The sequence below is a fragment of the Terrabacter sp. Root85 genome, from assembly GCF_001429185.1.
In the GTDB taxonomy this organism is placed as follows: domain Bacteria; phylum Actinomycetota; class Actinomycetes; order Actinomycetales; family Dermatophilaceae; genus Terrabacter.
In genome coordinates, this window is the sequence record NZ_LMIW01000001.1 from 873,116 (window position 1) to 896,466 (window position 23,351).

Annotated in this window: 26 protein-coding genes; 13 read left to right on the plus strand and 13 right to left on the minus strand. The window is 73.2% G+C overall.

The window, feature by feature from the left end; genetic code table 11:
* Positions 1 to 2: 2 nt before the first annotated feature.
* Complete coding sequence (locus ASE25_RS04145; protein ID WP_157623306.1) at positions 3 to 1,577, minus strand: hypothetical protein; 1,575 nt, start codon at positions 1,575 to 1,577, stop codon at positions 3 to 5.
* A 454-nt stretch (positions 1,578 to 2,031) separates the two neighbouring features.
* Between ASE25_RS04145 and ASE25_RS04150 the strand changes: the two genes are divergently transcribed.
* From ASE25_RS04150 to ASE25_RS04160, 3 genes are all read left to right on the plus strand, one after another.
* Entirely contained in the window at positions 2,032 to 3,240 is a 1,209-nt protein-coding gene (locus ASE25_RS04150) for a GNAT family N-acetyltransferase (RefSeq protein WP_056822985.1), read from the plus strand.
* 129 nt (positions 3,241 to 3,369) lie between these two features.
* Entirely contained in the window at positions 3,370 to 3,924 is a 555-nt protein-coding gene (locus ASE25_RS04155; protein ID WP_056822990.1) for an SRPBCC domain-containing protein, read from the plus strand.
* Positions 3,921 to 4,952, plus strand: a complete 1,032-nt coding sequence (locus ASE25_RS04160) for an NAD-dependent epimerase/dehydratase family protein (RefSeq protein WP_056822991.1) — start codon at positions 3,921 to 3,923, stop codon at positions 4,950 to 4,952. Before ASE25_RS04155 ends, ASE25_RS04160 begins: the two co-directional genes overlap by 4 nt.
* Here the strand turns inward: ASE25_RS04160 and ASE25_RS04165 are convergent.
* Positions 4,949 to 5,701 (minus strand): SDR family NAD(P)-dependent oxidoreductase, encoded by a 753-nt coding sequence (locus ASE25_RS04165; protein ID WP_056823864.1) that lies wholly within the window; start codon positions 5,699 to 5,701, stop codon positions 4,949 to 4,951. The genes ASE25_RS04160 and ASE25_RS04165 overlap by 4 nt on opposite strands.
* A gap of 300 nt (positions 5,702 to 6,001) precedes the next feature.
* Between ASE25_RS04165 and ASE25_RS04170 the strand changes: the two genes are divergently transcribed.
* Positions 6,002 to 6,367: an antitoxin gene (locus tag ASE25_RS04170; RefSeq protein ID WP_056822995.1), complete on the plus strand. Its 366-nt coding sequence runs from the start codon at positions 6,002 to 6,004 to the stop codon at positions 6,365 to 6,367.
* A gap of 84 nt (positions 6,368 to 6,451) precedes the next feature.
* On the opposite strand, the gene ASE25_RS04175 is transcribed toward ASE25_RS04170, so the two are convergent.
* From ASE25_RS04175 to ASE25_RS04185, 3 genes are read right to left on the minus strand one after another with little or no spacing between them, the layout of a single operon-like run.
* A complete protein-coding gene (locus ASE25_RS04175; RefSeq protein WP_056822998.1) occupies positions 6,452 to 7,384 on the minus strand; it encodes a DUF4097 family beta strand repeat-containing protein in 933 nt (310 codons plus the stop codon).
* A gap of 10 nt (positions 7,385 to 7,394) precedes the next feature.
* A complete protein-coding gene (locus tag ASE25_RS04180; protein ID WP_056779137.1) occupies positions 7,395 to 8,036 on the minus strand; it encodes a response regulator transcription factor in 642 nt (213 codons plus the stop codon).
* Complete coding sequence (locus ASE25_RS04185; protein WP_082622674.1) at positions 8,024 to 9,271, minus strand: sensor histidine kinase; 1,248 nt, start codon at positions 9,269 to 9,271, stop codon at positions 8,024 to 8,026. Before ASE25_RS04185 ends, ASE25_RS04180 begins: the two co-directional genes overlap by 13 nt.
* Before the next feature lie 174 nt (positions 9,272 to 9,445).
* On the opposite strand from ASE25_RS04185, the gene ASE25_RS22225 reads away from it, so the two are divergent.
* The 6 genes from ASE25_RS22225 to ASE25_RS04215 all read left to right on the plus strand — a co-directional run bounded on the left by ASE25_RS22225 (position 9,446) and on the right by ASE25_RS04215 (position 13,011).
* A complete protein-coding gene (locus tag ASE25_RS22225) occupies positions 9,446 to 9,880 on the plus strand; it encodes an NINE protein (RefSeq protein WP_082622675.1) in 435 nt (144 codons plus the stop codon).
* A gap of 186 nt (positions 9,881 to 10,066) precedes the next feature.
* Positions 10,067 to 10,618 carry a DoxX family membrane protein gene (locus ASE25_RS04195; protein WP_056823000.1) on the plus strand — a complete coding sequence of 184 codons (552 nt, stop codon included), beginning with the start codon at positions 10,067 to 10,069 and terminating at the stop codon, positions 10,616 to 10,618.
* Between the two features lie 84 nt (positions 10,619 to 10,702).
* Entirely contained in the window at positions 10,703 to 11,158 is a 456-nt protein-coding gene (locus ASE25_RS04200; protein ID WP_056823002.1) for a hypothetical protein, read from the plus strand.
* A 32-nt stretch (positions 11,159 to 11,190) separates the two neighbouring features.
* Positions 11,191 to 11,901 (plus strand): dienelactone hydrolase family protein, encoded by a 711-nt coding sequence (locus ASE25_RS04205; RefSeq protein ID WP_056823005.1) that lies wholly within the window; start codon positions 11,191 to 11,193, stop codon positions 11,899 to 11,901.
* Between the two features lie 128 nt (positions 11,902 to 12,029).
* Positions 12,030 to 12,377 carry a YciI family protein gene (locus ASE25_RS04210; protein ID WP_056823008.1) on the plus strand — a complete coding sequence of 116 codons (348 nt, stop codon included), beginning with the start codon at positions 12,030 to 12,032 and terminating at the stop codon, positions 12,375 to 12,377.
* 187 nt (positions 12,378 to 12,564) lie between these two features.
* Positions 12,565 to 13,011, plus strand: coding sequence for a hypothetical protein (locus ASE25_RS04215; protein WP_056779155.1), 447 nt, complete (start codon positions 12,565 to 12,567; stop codon positions 13,009 to 13,011).
* Between the two features lie 76 nt (positions 13,012 to 13,087).
* Here the strand turns inward: ASE25_RS04215 and ASE25_RS04220 are convergent, their stop codons facing one another.
* The 5 genes from ASE25_RS04220 to ASE25_RS04240 all read right to left on the minus strand — a co-directional run bounded on the left by ASE25_RS04220 (position 13,088) and on the right by ASE25_RS04240 (position 17,239).
* The gene (locus ASE25_RS04220; RefSeq protein ID WP_235508531.1) at positions 13,088 to 13,783 is read right to left on the minus strand and encodes a phosphodiesterase; all 696 of its coding nucleotides are present in this window, start codon (positions 13,781 to 13,783) and stop codon (positions 13,088 to 13,090) included.
* Positions 13,784 to 13,857: 74 nt separating this feature from the next.
* Positions 13,858 to 14,490, minus strand: coding sequence for an isopentenyl-diphosphate Delta-isomerase (gene idi, locus ASE25_RS04225; protein ID WP_056823010.1), 633 nt, complete (start codon positions 14,488 to 14,490; stop codon positions 13,858 to 13,860).
* A complete protein-coding gene (locus tag ASE25_RS04230; protein WP_082622676.1) occupies positions 14,487 to 15,608 on the minus strand; it encodes an NAD(P)/FAD-dependent oxidoreductase in 1,122 nt (373 codons plus the stop codon). The genes idi and ASE25_RS04230 overlap by 4 nt, the downstream gene beginning before the upstream one ends.
* A complete protein-coding gene (locus ASE25_RS04235; RefSeq protein WP_056779160.1) occupies positions 15,605 to 16,156 on the minus strand; it encodes an isoprenylcysteine carboxyl methyltransferase family protein in 552 nt (183 codons plus the stop codon). Before ASE25_RS04235 ends, ASE25_RS04230 begins: the two co-directional genes overlap by 4 nt.
* A 12-nt stretch (positions 16,157 to 16,168) precedes the next feature.
* Entirely contained in the window at positions 16,169 to 17,239 is a 1,071-nt protein-coding gene (locus ASE25_RS04240) for a type III polyketide synthase (protein WP_056823012.1), read from the minus strand.
* 107 nt (positions 17,240 to 17,346) lie between these two features.
* Between ASE25_RS04240 and ASE25_RS04245 the strand changes: the two genes are divergently transcribed.
* Positions 17,347 to 18,138 (plus strand): UbiA family prenyltransferase, encoded by a 792-nt coding sequence (locus tag ASE25_RS04245; RefSeq protein ID WP_056823014.1) that lies wholly within the window; start codon positions 17,347 to 17,349, stop codon positions 18,136 to 18,138.
* Between the two features lie 12 nt (positions 18,139 to 18,150).
* Here the strand turns inward: ASE25_RS04245 and ASE25_RS04250 are convergent, their stop codons facing one another.
* Positions 18,151 to 18,552: a PPOX class F420-dependent oxidoreductase gene (locus tag ASE25_RS04250; RefSeq protein ID WP_056779166.1), complete on the minus strand. Its 402-nt coding sequence runs from the start codon at positions 18,550 to 18,552 to the stop codon at positions 18,151 to 18,153.
* A 170-nt stretch (positions 18,553 to 18,722) separates the two neighbouring features.
* A complete protein-coding gene (locus tag ASE25_RS04255; protein ID WP_157623308.1) occupies positions 18,723 to 19,391 on the minus strand; it encodes a hypothetical protein in 669 nt (222 codons plus the stop codon).
* Positions 19,392 to 19,521: 130 nt separating this feature from the next.
* Here ASE25_RS04255 and ASE25_RS23745 point away from each other — a divergent pair, with 130 nt between their 5' ends.
* Positions 19,522 to 21,723: an ATP-dependent DNA ligase gene (locus tag ASE25_RS23745; RefSeq protein ID WP_082622678.1), complete on the plus strand. Its 2,202-nt coding sequence runs from the start codon at positions 19,522 to 19,524 to the stop codon at positions 21,721 to 21,723.
* A gap of 56 nt (positions 21,724 to 21,779) precedes the next feature.
* Here the strand turns inward: ASE25_RS23745 and ASE25_RS04265 are convergent, their stop codons facing one another.
* The gene (locus tag ASE25_RS04265; RefSeq protein ID WP_235508532.1) at positions 21,780 to 22,121 is read right to left on the minus strand and encodes a hypothetical protein; all 342 of its coding nucleotides are present in this window, start codon (positions 22,119 to 22,121) and stop codon (positions 21,780 to 21,782) included.
* 210 nt (positions 22,122 to 22,331) lie between these two features.
* Here ASE25_RS04265 and ASE25_RS04270 point away from each other — a divergent pair, with 210 nt between their 5' ends.
* Positions 22,332 to 23,333, plus strand: a complete 1,002-nt coding sequence (locus ASE25_RS04270) for a methyltransferase (protein WP_056823020.1) — start codon at positions 22,332 to 22,334, stop codon at positions 23,331 to 23,333.
* The last annotated feature ends 18 nt before the right edge of the window (positions 23,334 to 23,351 follow it).

A 23,351-nucleotide genomic window follows, 5' to 3' on the forward strand; every position in this document is an offset into this window, starting at 1 on the left:
CCTCAGCGGAGCGGTCTCAGGTGCTCGCGCACGTCGAGCCACCAGGCGAGGGTGGCGCGAGCCTGCTCGGCCATCGCCAGCGGGTCGGGCCCCGGCTCGGGCAGGGCGTCGACGAGGGCGGAGACGAGGTCCTGCCGCCCTCGCATGCCGAGGGCGTAGACGAGGCCGCGGAGCAGCTGGACCTCGGGCTCGTCCCGGCCGGTGGCGACGATCTCGGCGATCCGACGGGCGACGGCCTCCTCGCGCTCGTCGCGACGCCGACCCCGCGGCTCCATCGTGTTGCCGACGACGTAGCCCGCCTCCTTGGCGACATCGGGCGCCGAGGACGGCGAGAGCGCGACGCGCTCGAAGAGGTCGAGGTCCTCGACCTGGGCCATCCACGTCAGCACGGTCATGCTCTCGTGCGCCGCCACGGTGTCCTGGCGCGCGAGGGCGTCGGCGAAGGCCGCGGCGTGGACCCGGCCGATGATCCGGCTCTGCGGCGACAGCATGAGGATGCCGAGGGCGTAGGAGCGGTCCTCCTCGTTCGTCTCGCCGAGCGCCGTCTGCAGCAGGTCGCCGAGGATCGGCTCGTGGGCGGTCGCATGCCCTTCGGCTGCCTCGAGCTCGCCCCGGATGCGCAGGTGCGCCTCGCGGATCGCCTGGGCGGTGATGGCTCGACCGTTGCGGATGATCGAGGCCGCGGCCCGACGGTCCTCGGCCGTGAGCCCCGTCGCGACGCGGTGGCCGTCGGGACCCAGCGTGCGCACGAGGTTGGCGGCGCCGCGGTGCACGAGATAGGGGTGCGAGGGGTCGCGCAGGTGGTCGACCGCGAGCCGGACCGCCTCGAGCCGGGTCTCGGGGTCGAGACCGGTGCCGCGCACGAGCGTCGTCAGCACGCTGAGGCAGGCCCGCAGCGAGCTGGCGTTGGTGGGCTCGCGCAGCTGGCCGACGAGGACGGCGTAGCCCCGCGGGGCCTCCATGAAGCGCAGCAGGCTCAGGGTGTCGACGTAGAACTGCGCGTCGGGGCGGCCCACGACCTCCGCAGCCAGCGAGGCGACGACACCGGCGCTGCGGGGGTGCCCGGCCAGGCGCGCGATGGCCTCGGCCCGCTGCACGTAGTCGAGGCCGAGCCCGAGGCTGACCTCCTGGAGGAGGCGCCGGATCAGCCCCTCCCAGTCGCCGGCCCGCACCATCGCGTGCGGCATCCGTCCCAGGTGGTCCGAGAGCCGGTCCCAGTCGCCGCCGCTCATCCGCTCGTCGGCGAGCGCCCGCTCGAGCAGGACCAGGGTGGCGTCGACGTCGGGCGGGGTCGGCGGAGGGAGCGTGGCGGCCGGGCGCACGGGCTGGTGCGAGCGCGAGAAGAGGTCGACGGCGGCGAGGAGCTGGCCGTCGCGCAGGCCGAGCACCGTCTCGTAGCGGCGCACGAGCGACCGGGTCACCTCGACGCGGCCGTTCTCCCAGCGCCCGACCTGGGCCCGGTGCACCGGCTCGGCCCGACCCGCCCCCTGGGCGAAACCCGCAGCGCTGCGCAGGGCGGGGTCGGCGGCCTGCAGTCGGGCGTTGCGCAGCACCCACTGCACCTGTTCGTTCAGCACGACGACGCCCGGGCACGGCGCCCTGTTGCGCGTGGCGCCCACGTGCGCAACGACGACCCGTCGCGGCGCCCGACCTTCGTATCGTGACACCTGGCACCGGTGGGTCGGGGCGGGAGTCGAGGCCAGGGGGAGACTCCCGCCCCACCACCGGGCTGTCGCCGCATGAGCGTCGGGCATCGCACGCCCCGCTCGGCCCCTGTCTCCACGGCAACCCTTCCTCGCGTCGCGAGCCGGTCGGCTCCCACGCATCCTCCCCCGAGTTGCGATGTCGAGGGTTCACCGCAACGCGTGTTCGTGCGGGCCACCCATTGGGTACGGTAAGCCTCGGTACGCAGCCTGTGGAGGGGAAGCGGGCCTATGGACCGGGAGTCAGCACGCTGGCTCCCGGTCCTTCTTCTTCGGGGCGCTCGAATCGCGGGTGACGAGGGCGTATGCCGGCTGGCAGGCTGACGCCGTGACCGACGCCTCCCAGCCGCCCGCCGTGACCTCGCCCGAGACCTCGCCCGAGACCCCGCCCGAGACCCCGCCCGTGACCCTGCTGACCGACGGCGTCGTGACCCTGCGCGCCCACTCGGTCGACGACGCCGACGCGATCGTCGACCAGAGCCGCGACCCGGAGAGCCTGCGGTGGACGACCGTCCCGAGGCCCTACGCGCGCGAGGACGCGCTCGGCTGGGTCGAGCACAACCTCAGCGCCTGGGGCGAGCCCCGGGGCACGCGGTCGTGGGCCATCGCGTGGACCGACGCGACGGGCACGCCCCGCTACGCCGGGACCATCGACCTGCGCCCCGGCGCCGCGCCGTCGGCCGGAGAGCTCGGCTTCGGGCTGCACCCGGACGCCCGCGGCCACGGGCTCATGTCACGCGCCGTCCGGCTCGTCGTCGCGCACGCCTTCGCGACGCCGGTCTGGGGCGCACCGGTGACCCGTGTCCACTGGCGCGCCGTCGTCGGCAACTGGGGCTCGCGGCGGACCGCGTGGTCCACGGGCTTCACCTTCCACGGCACGCTCCCGGGCAGCCACCCCGACCCCGAGGGCGGCACCGAGGCGCTCGACACGTGGACCGCCAGCATCACCCCGGGCGTCCCGCTCGAGCCGCAGGCGCCGTGGTTCGCCGCGGTGCAGATCGACGGCGAGCGCGTCCGGCTGCGGCCCTGGCGGGCCGAGGACGTCGACGCGATCGAGCCGCGCGACGACCCCGGGCACTGGATGCCGTCCCGGTCGATCCTGCGACCCGAGACCTTCCCGGCGTGGCTGCGCACCCGGCAGGAGCGGATGTCCGAGGGCACGGCGGTCGACTGGTGCGTCGCCGACCTCAGCACCGACCGCGCCCTGGGGAGCGTCACCGTCTTCAGCCGCGGCGGGGCCATCACCGACACGGCCGAGCTCGGCTACCAGTTCTTCCCGAGCGCCCGCGGCCGTGGCGCCGCCAAGGAGGCGGCCCGGCTCGCCGTCGACCACGCGCTGGCCCCGGCGAGCGAGGGCGGGCTCGGCGTGCGGCGCCTCGTCGCCGAGACGGCCGCCGACAACGAGGCGAGCAACGGCGTGCTCCGGTCCGTCGGCTTCGTGGAGTTCGGTCGCGAGCACGCGGTCGACCGCGTGGCGGACGGCGGCTGGGGCGACGGCCTGCACTGGGAGCTGCTGCCGCCCGGCTCGACCGACTGAGGCCACACGCTGGACCGAGGTGCTCACCCTGGACACGGGCGCCCCTGTCGGCGGCCGTTCGGGTATGCCACGGTTGACGAAGCGCCGCCGGCCAGCCACCGGGCGGCGCGCCTGACGGAAGGACACGCGATGAGACTCGGGCACGAGCAGGAGCTCGACGCACCGCGGAGCGTGGTCTGGACGAACTTCATGGACCTGCGCCGGATCGGCCGCTGCTTCCCCGGTGCCGAGGTCACCGAGGTCGACGGCGACGACTTCGTCGGCGAGATCACGGCCAAGCTCGGGCCGCTCTCGATGTACTTCGACGGCACCGGCTCGATGGTCGAGCGCGATGAGAAGGCCGGACGAGCCCGCCTCACGGCCACCGGGCAGGAGCGTCACGGCCTCGGCAAGGCGACCATCGACATCACGCTGACGCTGCACCAGGTGTTGGGCGACGACACCCGCACCCGCGCGCACCTCGTGACCGACCTCGTCTTCCTCGGCTTCCCGATGGACTTCGGCACCGGCCTCGTCCAGCGCGCCTCCGACCCGCTCATCGAGCGCTTCCTCACGTGCATGTCGGTGTCGGGGCCGGTCCCAGATGCCGACGCGGACGACGACAGCCCGCTCGACCTCGTCCGCTCGGCGACCGACCTCTTCGGCTCCTTCCGGCGCGACCGCCGCGAGCGCAAGCGGCGATGAGGGTCGCCGTCGTCGGCGCGAGCGGCTACATCGGGTCCCGGCTCGTCCCCGAGCTGCTCCGCCGCGGCCACGACGTCGTGGCCACCCACCACCGGAGCCCGGCCACGGCATACCCCTGGTCCGGCGACGTCGAGTGGCGGCGGGTCGACGTGCACGACGAGGACCGCGTTCTCGAGGCGCTCGAGGGCGTCGACGCCATCTGCTACCTCGTGCACGGCCTCGACGCGGACGACTTCATGCAGCGCGACCGCCAGGCCGCCGACAACGTCGCGTATGCCGCTGGCGTCGTCGGCGCGGGCCGCCTCGTCTACTTCTCCGGCATCGTGCCCGACCTGCCCGACGACGAGCTCTCGGACCACCTGCTCTCGCGGCTCGAGGTCGAGGAGATCCTCGCGACGGCCGACTGCCCCGTGCTGACCCTGCGCGCGTCGATGGTCGTCGGGGCCGGGTCGACGAGCTTCGAGGTGATGCGCCAGATGTCGACCCGGCTCGGGGTCGTGCAGACCGTGCCGGCGTGGATGGGCAGCTCGGTCATCCAGCCGGTGGCGGTCGCGGACGCCGTCTGGTTCCTCGCCGAGGCGCTCGAGCGACCCGACGTGACGGGACACCTCGACGTCGTCGGGCCCGACCGGCTCAGCTACGTCTCGCTCCTGCGGACGTATGCCGCCCGCGCCCGACTGCTGCGCGTGCAGGTCCCCGTGTGGCTGGCCCCCGTCGAGACGGTCGCGCGCGTGGCCGGGGCCCTCGTCGACGTGCCGAACGGGACGGTGGAGTCGCTCATCCCGAGCCTCGGGCACGACATGGTCGGTGAGCGCGACGCCGCCGACGTGTTCGGCGAGCCGCCGGGTGGACGGCTCGGCGTCTCCGACGCGGTGACCCGGTCGCTCGCGACGACGCGGGCCGGAGACGGGGCCCCCGACGGGGCCGCGGTCGACGGCGACCCCCAGGCGCCGTCGGCCGGTGACCCGACGTGGTCCCGCCACCGGTCGGTCCTCGACTGGGCGTGGTCGACCGCCCGCGGGCGCTAACGGGCGATGTAACCGCCGTCGATGTAGAGCTCGAGGCCGGTGACGAAGGCCGCGTCGTCGCTGACGAGGTAGGCCACGCCGGCCGCGATCTCGTCGGGCCGACCGAGTCGACCCATCGGGGTCAGGTCGATCATCGCCTGCTCGAACGGGGTGCCCCGCGCGCCGTCGAGGATCGGGGTGTCGATGAAGCCGGGGTGGATCGAGTTGACCCGCACGCCATCCGTGGCCCAGTGCAGGGCGACGTTCTTCGTCAGCGTCCGGACCGCACCCTTGGCCGCGTGGTAGGCGGGCGAGGTGCCGAAGCCGCCGCTCGTGCCGAAGATCGAGCTGATGTTGACGACCGTGCCGTGGCCCGAGGCCTTGAGGTGCGCGGCGGCGGTCTTCATGCCGAGGAAGACCCCGGTCTGGTCGATGGCGATGGTGCGCTCCCAGTCGGCGAGGCTCGTCTCCTCGATGGGGGCGAGGTCACCCATCCCGGCGTTGTTGACGAGGATGTCGAGCGACCCGAACGCCTCGACCGCCCGGGCGACGGCGGCCTCCCAGTCGGCCTCGCTCGTGACGTCGTGCCGGAGGAACTCGGTTCTGGCACCGGAGGCCGTGAGCTCCTCGGTCGTCGTGGCCCCGAGCGCCTCGTTGACGTCGGTCAGCAGGACCGCTGCGCCCTCGTCGGCGAGCCGCCGCGCCGTGGCCTTGCCGATGCCGCTCGCCGCGCCCGTCACCAGTGCCACGCGTCCGTCGAGTCGCTTCATGGTGATCACTCCAGTTCAGTTGTGGGGCAGGCGCTCCGCCTTCCCCTCCAGTCTCTGCCGGTGGCGCGGGGGACGCAGTTCCCCACGTCACAGATCGGCCCACGTGACCGACGAGACACGGGCCTGGGGACGATCCTGACCAATGCCGACATGTCGGTCAGAGGGATCGGGAGGCCTGCGAATCAGGGTCGATCGGGGTCGATTTCGGGGTCGACCCCGGTTGCGGGAGACAGGCGCCGGGTATGACTGTGGATGCAGTGAGCCGACGAGGGTCGGACCAGTGCGAGATGAGGAGACACCGTGTCATTCGGTGAGCAGCTGAAGAGCAATGCGGACGAGGTCCACCTGCAGGAGAAGGCCAAGGACTTCGGCGACGCAGTCGTCGAGATGGCCAAGGCCGCGATGTCGGTTGCCGCGAGCTACGCGCACGACAACCGGGGCAAGGTCGACGGGGCCCTCGACAAGGCCGAGGCCAAGATCGACGAGAAGACCGGCGGCAAGCACGCCGACACCGTGACCAAGGTCCGTGCCTCGGTCGACAAGGGCATCGACAAGATCGTCGAGCATCACGACCAGGCGGCTCCTCCCACCCCCGCCGCCTCCGCCGTGCCCGACGACAAGCACAGTGCCTTCGACGAGGACACCCCCGCCGGCAACCCCACCTGAGCCGGCACCTCCCAGGGCCGTATGCCGCCGAAACCCCCTCGGCGGCATACGGCTTCGTCGTGTGCGGGTGCCGTGTCGGCCGCGTCAGCGTTGGTCGACGGAGATGTCGCCGGACCCGGTCCTGATTCGCAGCGTCGAGGTGCTGCCCGGGTTGGTCGGCACGCTCACCTCCGCGTCGCCGGACCCCGTCTCGGTGTCCACGGCATAGACGGTGTCCTGCGGCAGGCGCACCGAGACCTCGCCCGAGCCCGTCCTGACCGACACCGGCGAGGCCGCGGTCGCGAGCTCGACGTCGATGTCGCCGCTGCCCGCCTCGGCCGTGACCTGGTCGGCGCTCAGGTTTGCCGTCGCGATGTCCCCGGAGCCCGCCTTGAGCGTGACGTCGCCGAGGGAACCGGTCAGCGTGATGTCGCCGGACCCGGTGTCGACCGTGACGTCGGCCGCGTCAGGGACGATGACGACGTAGTCCACCGAGCACCAGGCGACGAAGCCGTGGCACTCCGCGTCGACGGTGAGCGTCGACCCGGTCCACTCCTCTCGCGGCGTCGGCTCGCTCGATCCCGGACCCCACGACACGTGCCGGCCGACCTGCACCGTGCCCGCCCTGCCGCCGCCCTGGACCTCGATGTCGCCCGCCCCACCCTTGATCGTCAGGGCGCCGGCGGGTCGCTCGTAGGTCTGGTGCTGGTCTGCGCTGCGCCAGAGACCGCCGGTGGCCGCGCCCCACGTCGTGGCACCGGCGGCGCTCGCGAGGACGAGGGTCGCCCCGAGCCCGGCGAGGAGCCACCAGGGGCGTGCCGTCGGGGTGGCGGGTCCGTCGCCGCTGCCGTGCGACCCGGCGGCCGGACCGACGGACGGCTCGGTCGTCAGGGTCGGGCGCAGCCAGGAGTCGCCGTAGGGCTCGGCGCCGCGCAGCGAGTCGCCGTGCACACGGTCGTCGGGGACGGACGTCGGCTGGCTCGTCGGCCGGTTCGGCGGCGGGTTCGTCGGCGGGTTCGTCGGTTCGTGCATGGACATGGTGGATCCCCTATTCCGAGAGGTACTGGAGCACGGCCAGGACGCGGCGGTGGTCGCCCGCCGTCGTCGGCATGTCGAGCTTGGTGAAGATGGCGTTGACGTGCTTGGCGATCGCGCTCTCGCTGACCTGCAGGGCGCGGGCGATGCCGGTGTTGGAGCGGCCCTCGGCCATGAGCGAGAGCGTCTCGCGCTCCCGGTCGGTGAGTCGCTGCAAGGGACTCTTGTCGCGTCGCAGCAGCAGCTGGGCGACGACCTCGGGGTCGAGCGCGGTGCCGCCGTCCGCGACGCGGCGCAGCGAGTCGACGAACTCGTCGACGTCGGCGACGCGGTCCTTGAGGAGGTAGCCGACGGCGGAGGTGGTGCTGGCGAGGAGGTCGGCGGCATACCGCTCCTCGACGTACTGGCTGAGGATGAGCAGCGCGACCTCCGGCCACTGCGCGCGGATGACGAGCGCTGCGCGCAGCCCCTCGTCGGTGTGGCTCGGCGGCATCCGCACGTCGAGCAGGGCGAGGTCGGGTCGGTGCCGCTCCACGGCGGCGAGGGCGGCCTCGGCGTCACCGACGGCCTCGACGACCTCGATGCCGTTGGCGGCGAGCAGCCGGATCAGCCCGTCCCGCAGCAGGATCGAGTCCTCGGCGATCACGACCCGCATGGCATCTCCGCCCTGAGCACGGTGGGACCGCCCGGCGGGCTGGTCACGGTGAGGGTGCCGTCGACTGACGCGACCCGGTGGGACAGCCCCGTGAGCCCGGAGCCCCCGCCGGTGGCCGCGCCACCCTGGCCGTCGTCGCCGACCTCGACGACGAGACGGTGGGCGTCCGAGGTGACCCGGACCGTGGCCCGCGTGGCACCGGAGTGCTTCGCGACGTTGGTCAAGGCCTCCGACACGACGAAGTAGGCGACGGCCTCGAGCGTGCGCGGCGGACGCTGGGCCAGGAGCACGTGCAGGCTCGTCGGCACCGGCGCGCGGGCGACGATCCCCGACAGGGCCGCGTCGAGCCCTCGCTCGTCGAGCACCGCGGGGTGCAGGCCGCGGACGAAGCCGCGCAGCTCGGCCAGTGCCTGCTTCGCCTCGTCGTGCGCCTCCTCGATGGCCCGCCGCGTCTCGGGCGGCGCGTCGGGCGCCAGCGCCGAGCGGGCCATCCCGAGGTTGAGGGCGAGCGAGGTGAGGCGCTGCTGGGCGCCGTCGTGGAGGTCGCGCTCGATCCGGCGGCGCTCGGCGTCGGCGGCGTCGATCACCCCGGCACGCGTCTGCTCGAGCGCAGTGACCCGCGGCGAGAGCTGCTCGCCACGCGTCTCGCCGAGCATCGGCCGGAGGATCGCGAGGTCGAGCGCGCCGAGCCGGCGGGCCGCGTGCGGGGCGAGGACGATGAGACCGAAGCCGACGGCGGTCGAGACCCAGATGCGGCCGACCCCCTGGAGGAGGCCACCGGAGAGGGCGAGCACCTCGGGGCTGATCCGGGCCCAGAGCGGCGACGTCACGAGGACGAGGCCGCCGCCCCAGCAGGACGCGACGACCGCGGCCGAGGCCGCGAGCAGCGTGGGACCGACGAACGCGTGGTACGCCAGCTGCCGCCACGTCGACGCACGCCCCAGCCGGGCCAGCCAGCCGCGCCATCCCGGTTCGACGGGGTCGGCCGGCGCGTGGACGACGACACCGAGCAGCGCCGCGGCCCGCGCGCGGTGCCAGCGGCTCAGCCCCTCCGACACGAGCAGGAGGAGGGCGACGAACGCGACGCCGACGACGACGACGAGCAGTCCCGTCGCGAGGCCCGCGAGCGTCCACACCACCGGAGCCGCCAGGGCACCGACGACCCCGCCGAGCACGACGTATGCCGTGTGGCGGGGTGCGAGGCGCCGCCCGACGCGGGCACGGATCGTGGTCACGCGACCACGGTAGGGGTCGGCGGGCGCGCCGGACCATGACGTTGATGACCGACCGGGGGTGGAGAAAAGTACAGGGCGGTCCGGTGTCGTAGGGGCTGCCACGGGGAAGCGGTGTCCACCATGCTGGGAGTGAGGCCGGGTCCGCCCGACGTCCACCCACCCTCGGAGGCCACCATGACGCAGCAACCCGACCAGCCGATCCCCCCGGCACCGCGCGAGATCCCGGCCGGCTGGTATCCCGACCCGGAGGGCAAGCCCCAGTCGCGCTACTGGGACGGCGACTCGTGGACCGACCAGCTCGGCCCGCTGCTGCCGCCCGCCCCGGCTCAGCCCGTCCAGGCCGCACCGTCCCTCGCGGCGGCCTTCGCGCCCGTGGCTCTCGACGCTGAGGGCCTGCCCGTCAGCGACCGGTCGCGGCTCGCGGCGGCGCTGCTCTGCTTCTTCGTCGGCGTCCTCGGCGTGCACCGCTTCTACGTCGGCAAGGTCGGCACCGGCATCCTCCAGCTCGTCACCTTCGGTGGGCTCGGCATCTGGGCGCTCATCGACTTCATCCTCATCCTCGTGGGGACCTTCCGCGACAAGCAGGAGCGGCTGCTCGTCAACTGGTGACCGCACGACATGCCACCAATGTGCTTCTGCGTCAATCGAATTGAAGGCGCCCGCTCAACGTCCGTTTTGCCCGCGTCAGCCCGGGTTTGGTCTAGGTAGATCGACTCAACCCGGCCGTCCGGCGTATCTTCCGGCGGTCCTGCTCCTTCTGAGGTCTCGACAGTTCGACCTCAAGGAGCAACCACCATGTCGCAGTTCGTCCTCGACCGTCCCGGAGAGCCCGGGGCCCACCGATCCATCTCGTCCAGCCGCCTCGGATCCCTCCGAGGGACCGTCACCGGCGCAGCCACCACGGCCGTGGACCGCCTCCAGGCGTTCCTCGTGGCCTACAGCCTCCAGGCCCTGCGGATCAGCCTCGGGCTGGTCTTCCTCGGCTTCGGTGTCATCAAGTTCGTCCCGGGCCTCAGCCCGGCCGAGGCCATCGCCTCGGCGACGATCGACCGTCTGACGTTCGGCCTCGTCTCCGGCCACACCGCGGTGCTGCTCACCGCCGTGACCGAGACCGTCATCGGGCTGACGCTCGTCACCGGCAAGTTCCTGCGCGTCGGCATCGTCGTCCTCGGCGGAGCGCTCATCGGGATCATGTCGCCGCTCGCCCTCTTCACGGCCGAGCTCTTCCCGCACGGCCCGACGCTCATGGGCCAGTACGTCCTCAAGGACATCGTCCTGGCCGCCTCGGCCCTCGTCGTCGCCGCCTACGCCCTCGGGGCCCGGCTGCACGCCGGCACGGACGACTGACCGGAACCGCGATCACGCAGCCGCCGCTGGGTGCACCCCGATGGTGATGGGGTGCACCCAGCGGCCGAGTGAAGGAGCCCACCGATGACCGCACTGACCACGAACCCCGCGCCGGCCCTCGGCGCACCCCGACCCCACCTCGTCGACGTCCCCACGGACCACCGGCTGCAGGCGCGCGGTCGCCGCCGCGACACGCACCGCTTCCCGGCCGCGACCTACCTGTGCCGCAGCGTCGCCCGCGAGGAGCGTGCCGTCGCCCAGCAGGCACTCGAGACGACGGACCGGTCCGCGTCGCGCCGGATCGGCGGCCTCGGGGGCGTCGTCGCCCTGCTCTTCACCGCCGCCCTCGTGGTGCTCGCGACCGGTCGTGCCGACACGCGGCCCGGCGTCCTGGCGCTCGTCGCCCTCGGCGGACTCCTCGTCGCCGCCATCGTGGCCCTCGTCGCGGTGCTGCGCAGCCACGAGCGCGAGCACGACGTCCTCGCCGAGCGGGTGCGGATGTACGACTCCCGCCTGCTGGAGCTGCGACCCCGACGCTGACCGTGGGGACGGACGGTCGACATACTGACGGCATGACCGAACACGTGACCATCACGACCGACGCCGGCGAGATGCCCGCGCACCTCTGGCTCCCGCCGAGCGGGCAGGGCCCGGGCATCGTCGTGCTGCAGGAGATCTTCGGCGTCAGCGACTACATCCAGCGCCGGGCCGCCCAGCTCGCCGAGCAGGGCTACGTCGTCGTGGCACCCGAGATCTTCTGGCGCCTCGGCGTCACCTCGCCCGTCGAGGGCGAGGACGCGCTGCAGCAGGGCATGGGTCTCGTGCAGCGCCTCGACTGGCCGGCGGCCGTCTCCGACGCCGCCGCGACGGTCGAGTGGCTGCGCGACCGTGACGAGGTCACGGCCGGTGTCGGCGCGGTCGGCTTCTGCTTCGGCGGCGGGCTCGGCTTCAACGTCGCCGGCCACCTCGAGTCCGACGGCTCGGCTCCGCTCGACGCGCTCGTCAGCTACTACGGCTCGGCCCTGCCGGGACTGCACGACGTCGTGACCGTGACCGCGCCGAGCCTGCACCACTTCGGCCTCGCCGACTCGTTCATCGACACCGAGACGGTGCGCCGGATCGAGGCGTCCGTGACCGTTCAGCCCGCCACCGTCTTCGAGACGTATGCCGGCGCCGACCACGCGTTCGACAACGACGACATGCCGTGGCACGACCCGGCGTCCTCGGCCCTCGCCTGGGCGACGACGAGCGAGTTCCTCCGCGAACGGCTGCCCGTCGACTGAGCATCTCCCTCTCTCTCCCGGAACGTCCTCGTCGAGCCGTGTCGAGGCCGCGCCGCGCCGATCGACGTGGGGGTGAGCCGGCAGCGAGCCGGGACCAGCCAACACCATCGAAGCCAGGAGCACCTCCCATGACGCAGTTCCTTCTCTCCGTCCACCACCGCGGGGGCGACGCCATGCCGTCCGAGGACGAGATCCAGCACATGTACGCCTCCGTCGACGCCTTCAACCGGAGGCTCCAGGAGACCGGGGCGTGGGTCCACGCCGGCGGGCTCACCGACGTGAGCCAGGCCAAGGTCGTCGACGCGTCGGCCGGGGCGGGGTCGATCACCGACGGGCCGTTCAGCGAGGCCCGCGAGTGGCTCGGTGGCTTCTGGATCGTCGAGGCCGCCGACCTCGACACCGCGCTGGCCCTGGCCCAGGAGGGCTCGGCCGCGTGTCATGGTCCGGTGGAGGTCCGGGCCCTCCAGGGCGAGTGACCTCGTACCGACCCGATGCGGACGACCCCGGGCACTGGGTGCCGCCGGGGCCGTTTGCGTGTGTTCGTGGTGGTCCGGCACGTGATCTCCCGGGCGGACGTCCGCACACCGGGTGGGCGGGTGCCGGAGCGGGTATGGCCCCGTGGGCTGTTGCTGCAGCCCTGCCCGTGACCGTCGAGGAGTACCCGTGAAGCTGCACCCGGTCGAGGCGGTGGCTCCCGGCCTCGCCGCGCGCATCGCGGGCGCCGAGCGCGGGGACGCCCGACGGTTCGCCTTCCGCGTCGCTCGCCTCGCGTGCGCGGTCGCGGGGGTGCACGACCGCAACGCGCTCGAGGTCGCCCGCGGGGGTCTCGAGCACTACCCGGAGGTCGAGGACCTCGTGGCGCTCTGGGACCTGGAGCGCGACCTCGACTCCGCCTGCGAGGCCCATCTCGGCACGCACCCCGACACGTGCAACCTCGACCAGCTCCGGCTGCACGACGAGTGCGTCGAGGCCCGTGCCGTCGCTGCCGTCATCGCCGCCCTCAAGCCCGACGCGCTCGTCGCCGCCCGGCAGGCCACCCACGAGGCATTCGCCGCCGGGTGCGAGGCCGCTGCCCTCGAAGCCCTCGCCGACCAGCTTCTCGTCAACTGACCCGACGCTCACTCGAGTGAGCGCCCCGCCCCACTCGAGTGAGCGCCCCGCCCCACGGGGCACCACGGGGGCAGTGTCAGGCGTTCCGCCGACCCAGCCGTCGCGCCCACCGATAGGCGGGCTCGCGCACGGCGACGACCCAGGCCGGCGGGGAGGTGCCGGCGAGCTCGTTGACGATCGGGTCGAACCGCGTGGCGGCGTCAGCCTGCTCGAGGCGCAGCTGCAGGAGCCCCACCGCGCGCCAGGGGCCACCGTCGAGCGATGCCGCCAGCTCGTACTCCCGCGGCACGACCTCGTCGCCACTGGGTCTCGCGAGCAGGGCGAGCGAGTGCTCCCCGGCCCTCGTCGGTAGCAGGGTCGTCAGTGATCGGCTCGCGGCCCACCGGACCGGACGCAGGACGTAGCGGCTGACCCGGCCCGTCCCCGTCGTGGCGAGGAGGAGGTCGGCGGGCCCACCGGACGTGCCGGCCGTCGGCAGCCGCACGGCGAGGCCACCGATGTCCCACCAACCGGGCCGGGTGCTCATGGCGCGCGAGACGCGGACCGTGCACGGGTGCACACCACGGTCGACAAGCAGCGGGACCCCCAGGTGCGCGGCCGGCGCGTCGATGCGCAGCTCGGCGTCCCAGGTCCTCCCGACGGCATGGAGCGGCTTGCGTCCGGAGGCCCATGCGACGAGCCCGAGTCCCGCGGCGAGCACGACGCCGGCAGCGCGCTCGGGAGGGGTGGGCACACGAGGCGAAGCGGGTCTCGCGATGGAGGTGGTGGTCACGAGGTCCACCTACCCAGCCGGAGGCGACTGCGCCGCCCCTGGGGCGGAGCGCTCACTCGAGTGGGACGGGGTGCTCACTCGAGTGGGGGTTGCGTCGTGTGGGAGGACATCGCGGGTGGGAGGTCGGCGGCGTCGCCGGTGGGCCAGGCCGCCGGATCGGGGCCGAGCGCGGCGAGCTCGGTCACCTGCTCGCGGCACCACGTCGACACCTCGCGTCGGCCGGAGAGGACGTCGGCGGCGAACTCACGCCACGGCACCCACTCGGCCGCCTCGACCTCGGCGGGGTCGTGGCCTGGCTGGGGTGCGACCCCGCTGACCCGGCCGACGAGGACCGGGCACAGCTCCCACTCGACGACTCCGTCCATCTCGGCGCGGTAGGAGAAGCGGGGCAGCACGAGGCGCAGGTCGTCCACGTCGAGGCCGAGCTCGTCGCGCGCACGCCGGCCGACGGCGTCCTCGACCGGCTCACCGGGCGCCGGGTGACCGCACGCAGAGTTGGTCCAGACTCCCGGGAAGGTCGCCTTGGCCAGGGCGCGCTGGGTCACGAGGAGCGAGCCGGCGTCGTCGAGGAGGTAGACGGAGAAGGCGAGGTGGAGCGGGGTGTCGGCGTGGTGGACCGTCGCCTTGGGCGCTGTGCCGATCGCCTCACCGTCCGGGGAGACGAGGACGACGAGCTCCTCGTCGGCGTCCGGCGTCACGACGGTCACCGGCCGGGCCTCGCGAGCTCGTTGACCGCGCCGCGGAAGACCGGGGGCAGCGTCGCGGCGGCGGGGACGAGCAGCCGCCGGGTCCAGGCCGGTCGCGTGACCTGGACGAGCGCGTGGGTGAGCAGCGTGTAGCGCCGGGTGGCCGCACGCCACGACCGCTCGTAGGACTGCGGGTCATCGGCGACGACCGCCGCGACCGCCGCCCGCGCGTGGGCGAGGCCGAGCGAGATGCCTTCTCCCGTCAGGGCGTCGACGTAGCCGCTCGCGTCTCCGGCGAGCAGGACGCGGCCCTCGACGCGGTGTGTCGTGCGCTGGCGCAGCGGCCCCGCGCCGCGCACCGACGTCACGACCGGCGCCCCGTCGAGGCGGTCGCGCAGCTCCGGGAACTCGGCGAGGCTCTCGGACAGGGGGTTTCGCTGCTTGCTGAGCACAGCCACCCCGACGAGGTCGTCGGCGACGGGCGTCACGTACGCCTCCCCGTGCGCGCCCCAGTGCACCTCGACGTGGTCTCCCCAAGGGCGTATGCCGTAGTGCTGGCGCAGCCCGTAGCGGCGGAGCGGGCGCGTGTCGGCGGTCCGAGCGACGCCTCCGCTCCCGCTCCCGCTCGACAGGCGGCGGACGGTGGTGTGGTCGCGGTCGAGCCCGAGGGAGCGGCGGGTCGGCGAGTGCAGCCCGTCGGCGGCGATGACCCACGGCGCGGTGAGTGTCGGCCCCTCACCACCCGAGTCGTCGGTGCGCACGGTCACGGCGGTGTCGTCCTGCGTCACCTCGGTCGCGCCGAACGGGAGCACCTCGACGCCGGCGGCGGCGACGGCCTCGCTCAGGGCGGCGTGCAGGGTGGTGCGCCGGATGCCGCGGCCGGGACCGGCCGTGAAGTCCGCCTCGGCGACCCGGCCCCGGGCGACGTAGCGGATGCCGCGGAGGTCGTGTCCGTCCGGGTCGACCCCCAGGCCGGCGAGCGCCTGGAGACCGCCGGGCATCAGACCCTCGCCGCAGGCCTTGTCGATGGAGCCGGCCCGCGGCTCGAGGACGACGGGAGACAGACCGGAGCGGACGGCATACAACGCCGTGGCGAGACCGACGGGTCCGCCGCCGATGACGATGACGTCGATACTCACGTCACGGCCCCGCTGGGGGCGTCTGCGGGAGAGGCGATCTCGCGGAGGGCGGCATTCTCGACGCGGATGCGGACGGTGAGCAGCGCTGCATTCGCGACGGTGAAGACGAGCGCCGTCACCCAGGCGGTGTGCACGAGGGGCAGGGCGAAGCCCTCGACGACGACGGCGACGTAGTTCGGGTGCGGGATGACGCCGTAGGGCCCGCGGCGGACGAGCGGGAGGCCGGGCACGACGATGACCCGGGTGTTCCACTGGTTGCCGAGGGTCGTGATGCACCACCAGCGCAGGGCCTGGCTGGCCACGACGAGCGCGAGCATGACCCAGGCGAGGGCCGGGACGAACGGGCGGTCGGCGAGCCACACCTCCGCGACGGCACCGACGAGCAGCCCGGTGTGGAGCACGACCATGACGGGGTAGTGCGACTGGCCCCGCTCGACGCCGCCACGCGAGAACGCCCACGCCGCATGGCGTTTCGACACGACGAGCTCGGCGAGACGCTCGAGCCCGACGAGCAGGACGAGGCCGGTGAAGAGCCACTGGGAGGTCATCGGCGCCTCCTGTCAGTCGGCCGCGCGGAGCAGGACGAGCTCGAGGCAGAAGCCGGGGCCCATCGCCATGAGCACGCCCCACGAGCCGGGCTCGGGGGTGTGGTCGGCGAGGGTGTCGGCGAGCACGTGGAGCACGGATGCGGAGCTGAGGTTGCCGATGCGGTCGAGCGAGCTCCACGTGACGCCGAGCGCCTCGCGGTCCACCTCGAGGGCCTCCTGCATCGCCTCGAGGACCTTGGGGCCGCCGGGGTGGGCGACCCACCAGCCGATGTCGGCGCGGGTCAGGCCCTCGCCCGCGAGGAAACGGTCGACGTCGTCGCGGACGTTCTCGCGCACGAGGTCGGGGACCTCGGCGCCGAGGACGATGCGCAGCCCCGTCGCGCCGACGTCCCAGCCCATGGCGCGCTCGGTCCCGGGGTAGAGGCGGCTGCGGGTGGCGACGACGCGCGGCTGGCCGGGCGCGAGCGCGGCGGCGCGGTCGGCCCCCACCATGACGACCGCGGCGGCCCCGTCGCCGAAGAGGCCGCTGGCGACGAGGTTCGCGGTCGACCGGTCGTCGCGCTGGACCGTCAGGCTGCACAGCTCGACCGAGAGGAGCACCGCGACGTCGGCGGGGTGGCCGAGGAGGTAGTCGTGGACGCGGGCCACACCGGCGGCACCGGCGACGCACCCGAGACCGACGAGCGGGACGCGCTTCACGTCGTCGCGCAGCCCGATCTCGGCGGCGACCCGGGCCTCGATCGAAGGGACGGCGAGGCCGGTGATCGTCGTCGACACGATGAGATCGACGTCCCGCGGGGTGAGACCGCACGCCGCGAGCGCCTTGGTGACGGCGTGCGAGCCGAGCTCGGTGGCGACCCGGATGAACTCGTCGTTGGCCGCGCCGAAGTCCGCGAGCTGCCAGTAGCGCTCGAGCGGCAGGGCGAGGTGGCGCTGGCTCACCCCGGCGTTGGCGTGGAACCGCTCGAGGAGCGCTCGGTCGGACCCCGTCGATCCGAGCACGTCGGCGAAGGCCGCCGTGACCTCGTCCTGCGCGTAGCTGTGCTCGGGCAGGACGCCGCGGACGGCCGCTAGGTGGCTCACCCGGCCAGCCTAGGCGTCGCCGACGCACCCGGGGGCGACGTTGGACAGCGGCCGTCGGGGCGCTCGGCCCCGGGGACACCTAGGCTCGGCGCGTGGCGGTGCGGCGGATGGTGCGAGGACTGGCGCTCGCCTGCCATCCGGGCCCGACCGTGGCCGTCACCGTGCTCACGGCGCTGCTCGCCTGGTCGGCCGGACACACGCTGGGTCGCGGCGTCCTCGTGACCACGGCCGTGCTCACCGGACAGCTGTCGATCGGGTGGTCCAACGACCTCGTCGACGCGCGCCGGGACCGCGCCGTGGGGCGCACCGACAAGCCCCTGGCCGCCGGCGCCGTGACCGAGCGGGTCGTCCGGGCCGCCTGCGCGGCAGCCCTGGCCGCGTGCGTCGTGCTGTCGCTCGCGTGCGGCTGGGCCTCGGGCCTCGTCCACCTGCTCCTCGGCGTCGCGTCCGGCTGGGCCTACAACCTGTGGTTCAAGCGCACCGCGCTCTCCCCGCTGCCGTATGCCGTCGCGTTCGCCGCGCTGCCGGCCGTCGTCACGCTCGCCCTCCCCCACCCCGTCTGGCCGCCGGCGTGGGTGCTCGTGACCGGGGCGCTGCTCGGGGTGGGCGCCCACCTGCTCAACGCCCTGCCCGACCTCGCCGACGACGAGGCGACCGGGGTGCGCGGGCTGCCGCACCGGCTCGGGGAGCCGGTCGTGCGGTGGCTGGCACCCGCGGTGCTGCTCGCGGGGTCGGTCGTGGCGGCATTCGGCCCCGGTCTCGACGCCACGGGGCTGGGACTGCTCGCGGCGTGCGTGGCCCTCGCGGTCGTGGCCGTCGTGGGGCGCGGGCGGCTGCCGTTCGTCGCGGCGGTGCTCATCGCCCTCGCGAACGTCGTCAGCCTCGTCGCGCGCAGCTGACCCTCGTCGCGCTCAGTCGGTCGGGGTGATCCGGACGACGACGCGGGTGCTGTTGCCGCGACGCACGACCCACTCGATGGCCATGAAGATCCGGAACTCGACGCCGTACTTGCGGCTGAGCCTGCGGTTCACGGCCTCGGAGGCGGCGGAGTCGCGGATGATCTCGGCGCGGCCCTCGACGACGGGCGCGTCGGGCTTGACGTTGCCCCGGCGGTCGCACGGCTGCAGCGTGACGCGCGGGTCGTGGCGCAGGCGCTTGAGCTTGCCGGCACCCTCGGGGGTGCTGACGATCGCGGCGCCGGCGTCGGGCAGCACCCACACGGGGGTTGGGACCGGCTCGCCGTTGCGGCGGTAGGTCGTCAGCAGCACGAAGCGTTCGCCACCGAGGTTGTGGAGCGTGGGCGCCTGGGTCATGGGCAGGACGTACCCGCTCCGGGCGTGCCGCGAGCAGGGTGCCCCGGTCGGCACCCTGTGCATTGGGTCACCCCGTGACTCACGGCCGGTTCGTCCGGCTCCCGCAGACCTGAGTCACCCCCTGACCCAATGCACAGCGCAGCCGACGGCATGAGGCGCCGCGGGGGCCTCTACCCGGCGAGCTCCACGTCCGCCACGTAGGCGTCATGGTCGGAGAGGTGGCGACCGCCCGACTGCATCGACAGGCGCCGTGCCTCGCGCGTCAGGAGCCTGCCGCTGGGGACTGCGATGTGGTCGATCGAGAACAGGCCCTGGAGCCGGTGCGGCTGGGACGCGGTCAACAGCTCGGCTCCGAGCAGGGTCAGCCCGGCACGGATCTCCTCTCGACCGGCCAGGCTGCCAGCCGCCTCCGTGCCGTCGAAGGCGTGGTTCCAGTCACCACCCCAGACCGTCGAGGCGGCTGGCAGGGCAGCGACCAACCGGCCCACTGCATGCTTCGTGCGGCTCGCCGTGTCGTCGCCCTGCCACGGGTCCCCACCGCCGCAGGAGCGCCACGGCAGGACCGAGCTGCAGAACGTCAGTCCTCCGACGTCGGCACAGGCGCTGGCCGGGTGCGGGTCCTTCTTCCATGGCTTCGCACTGAGGGCCGTTCGCACGGCGACCGCTGCCCAGGCGCGCTCAGGAGCCATTCGGGCTCTCGTCGCGTGGATAGTGAAGCCCGGAAGGGTGGTCCTGGTCGGCATCTCCGTGAGAAGCCAGATGTCGCAGGCGGCGTCGGTCATCAGGGGCGCGTGCGCGTCGGACCACTTGCCCTCGAGATTCCACGTTCCCAGCCTCATGTGGCCGACGCTAACCATGATCACCAGGGACGGTGGCCGTTCGTCGTGAAGCAGCACGCTGAAGGAGGCCGACACGAACTCGCCGCGGCGGAGCCCGGGCGCTGTCGTGGTGCGTGGCTACGATCGGCGGGTGAGCGCCAAGCCCGTCGTCGTCGAAGCGCCCAGTCCGTCGAGCCCGTCGGGCGTGCGGGAGGTCCGCGTCTCGAGCCCCGACCGGGTGCTGTGGCCGGCGTCCGGGATGGCCGACGGCCAGCCGGTGACGAAGCTCGACATGGCGCACTACCTCGTCGCCGTCGCCGACCCGATGCTCCGGGCGCTCGGCGACCGGCCGGTGACGCTCCAGCGCTTCCCGGAGGGCATCGAGGGTGAGGAGTTCTTCTCCAAGAACCCGCCCAAGGGTGTGCCCGACGGCACGCGCACCGTCATGTGCACCTATCCGTCGGGCCGCAAGCACCCGCAGCTCGTCATCGACGAGATCGCCGACGCCGTGTGGGCCGCGCAGATGAACACCATCACCTTCCACCCGTGGCCGGTCCGCACGGCCGACGTCGACAAGCCCGACGAGCTGCGCATCGACCTCGACCCGCAGCCGGGGCGCGGCTTCAAGGACGCCGTCGAAGCCGCGGTCGCGCTGCGCGAGGTGATGGCCGAGATCGGGCTGACCGCGTGGGCCAAGACGTCCGGCAACCGCGGCGTGCACGTCTACGCGCGGGTCGCGCCGACGCACGAGTTCCTCGACGTGCGCCACGGCGTCATCGGCATCGCGCGCGAGCTCGAGCGGCGGCTCCCCGACCTCGTGACGACCTCGTGGTGGAAGGAGGAGCGCGGCGAGAAGATCTTCGTCGACTTCAACCAGGCCTGCCGCGACCGCACCATCGCCTCCGCCTACTCGCCCCGACCGCTCCCGGGCGCGCCGGTCTCGACGCCGGTGACGTGGGACGAGCTCGGGTCCGTCGACCCCAAGGAGCTGACGGTGCGCACCGTGCCGCAGCTCGTCGCCGACCGCGGCGACGCGTGGGCCGGCATCGACGACGAGCTGGGCGACGTCGCGGCCGCGATCGCCTTGTGGGACAAGGACGTCAGTGAGCGCGGGCTCGGCGAGCTGAACTTCCCGCCCGACTACCCGAAGATGCCCGGCGAGCCGCCGCGCGTCCAGCCGAGCAAGCGCCGCCAGGACAAGGCGGATACGGAGTACATGGCTCCCAAGGCGGAGCGTGACGCCGACCTGCGCACGACGTGGGGCATGCCGGTCGTCCCTCCCGTCTCCCCGATGCTCGCCAAGCCGGTCAAGGACTTCACGGCGGTCAAGGTCGATGTGCTCTACGAGCCGAAGTGGGACGGCTTCCGGTCGATCATCTTCCGCTCCGGCGACCTCGTCGAGATCGGGTCGCGCAACGAGAAGCCGATGACGCGCTACTTCCCCGACGTCGTCGAGGCGGTGCTCGCCAACTTCCCCGACAAGTGCGTCATCGACGGCGAGATCGTCCTCGTCTCGCCCGAGTCCGGCGACCGGCTCGACTTCGACCTGCTCCAGCAGCGCATCCACCCGGCGGCCTCACGCGTCAAGAAGCTCGCCGCCGAGACCCCGGCGTCCTTCATCGCCTTCGACCTGCTCGCACTCGGTGAGGAGTCCTACCTCGACAAGCCCTTCGCCGAGCGCCGGGCCGCGCTCGAGAAAGCCCTCGCCACGGCCGAGGCCCCGGTCCACCTGACCGCCGCAACCGCCGACCGCGACGTCGCCCAGGGCTGGTTCACCCAGTTCGAGGGCGCCGGGCTCGACGGGGTCATCGCCAAGCCGGTCGACATCGCCTACGAGCCCGACAAGCGCCTCATGTTCAAGATCAAGCACGAGCGCACCGCCGACTGCGTCGTCGCCGGCTACCGGGTCCACAAGAGCGGACCCGACGCCATCGGCTCGCTCCTGCTCGGGCTCTACGGCGAGGACGGGCAGCTCGCCTCGGTCGGTGTCATCGGCGCCTTCCCCATGGCCCGCCGCAAGGAGCTCTTCGAGGAGCTCCAGCCGCTCGTCGCCGAGTGGGACGAGCACCCGTGGAACTGGGCTGCTCCCACGGAGGACACCGGCGGCGTACGCACTCCGCGGTCGTCTGAGTACTCCCGCTGGAACAACCAGAAGGACCTCTCCTTCGTGCCGCTGCGGCCCGAGCGGGTCGTCGAGGTGCGCTACGACCACATGGAGGGCACGCGCTTCCGGCACACGGCGCAGTTCGTCCGGTGGCGTGAGGACCGCACCCCCGAGTCGTGCACCTTCGACCAGCTCGACGAGCCCGTCAGCTACGACCTCGCCGACGTCCTCTCCGCCGGATCCGACTGAGCGACAGCGCGTCTCGGCCGATTCAGGTGCCGCGTCAGTGCCGCTTCGGTGCCGCGTCAGTGGCGCGGCTGGCGAGGGCGGCGGTCGTGGTGTCGGTCGGCGGCCTCGCGCAGCTGGGACACGACCTTCGTCTCGGCGTCGTTGAGGGCGGCCTTGGTGTCGGTGAGGTGGGAGACGCCGATCACCGTCGGCAGACCGCTGATGCAGACCTCGACGGAGGTGTGCATGCCCGGCTGGCCGCGGTCCTTGACCCGCAGCCCGATGTGGACCATCGACGGGTCGAAGCGCTCCAGCTGGGTGAACAGCTGGCTCAGCGCGTGCTCGATGAAGGGAAGGTCGTCCTCGTGGTACCCGTCCTCGAGACGGACCCGATCCATGAAGAGGCTGGACGTGCTCATGCCGAGCTCCTTTGCCGCGTGGGCGCCGGTGTCGACGTCCACCTCGATTCTATCGAGCCGCCTTGGCGTCCAACTGTTCCGGACCTATGAGGGTGGTCACCACGAAGATGCGACACCGCCTCTCCGTGCCCCCAGCGCCTGACACGGCTGCGGACGTATCGGGCCATGCCGAGTCCGTCCGCCGCCCCCTTTCCGGAGGACGATGGCGAGATGGACGCGACCCCTGACCTCAGATCGATGATCATCGGCTTCCGGACGTCGGCGGCCGTCAGCACGGCCGCCGAGCTCGGGCTCAGCGACGAGCTGGCGTCCGGGTCGATGTCCCTGGCACAGCTCGCCGCACGCGTGGGGGCGGACGAGGACACTCTCAGCCGGCTCATGCGGATGCTCGTCGCACTGGGTTTGTATGCCGTGTCGACCGAGGGCACCTACACCGCAACGTCGCTCGGGGCCGGGTTGCGCACCGATGCCCCCGGCTCGCTGCGCCCCCTGGCCCGCACGATCCAGGACCCGGCGACGTGGGCGGCCTGGGGTCACCTCACCCACAGCGTCCGGACGGGCGACACCGCCTTCTCGGCCCTGCACGGTGAGGACGTCTGGACCTACCGGGCCTCCCACGCGCGGGCCAACGCGGTCTTCAACGACACCATGGCGGCTCTGACGTCGAGGGTGGCCACGGCGGTGGCGAGCTCATACGACTTCACGGGGCTGACCTCGGTCGTCGACGTCGGCGGCGGGCTGGGGGCGCTGCTCGAGGCCGTCCTGGCCGGCCACGAGCACCTCGACGGCACGGTGTTCGACCTTCCCCAGGCGCTACCAGCCGGGCCGCCCTCGACGGCGAGCGAGTCGGTCGCGTCCCGGTGGTCGGTCGCGGCGGGCAGCTTCTTCGACGCGGTCCCGCCTGCCGATGCATACCTGCTCAAGAAGGTGCTGCACGACTGGTCCGACACGAAGTGTGTCGAGATCCTGCGCACCTGCCGCCGCTCGCTCGCACCGGGCGGGGTGGTGCTCGTCGTTGAGCTCGTGCTCGACCGACCGGGCCACGAGCTCCAGTCGGCCCTGTCCGACCTCAACATGCTCGTGCTGCCGGGTGGGCGCGAGCGCACGGCGGCGGAGTTCGACGCGTTGTTCGTCGCCGCCGGCTTCGAGCCCGCGCGACTGGTGGAGACCGACGCCGACGTCGTGATCCTCGAGGCACGCACTGACCGCTGAGCGCACTGGCCGGGAGCG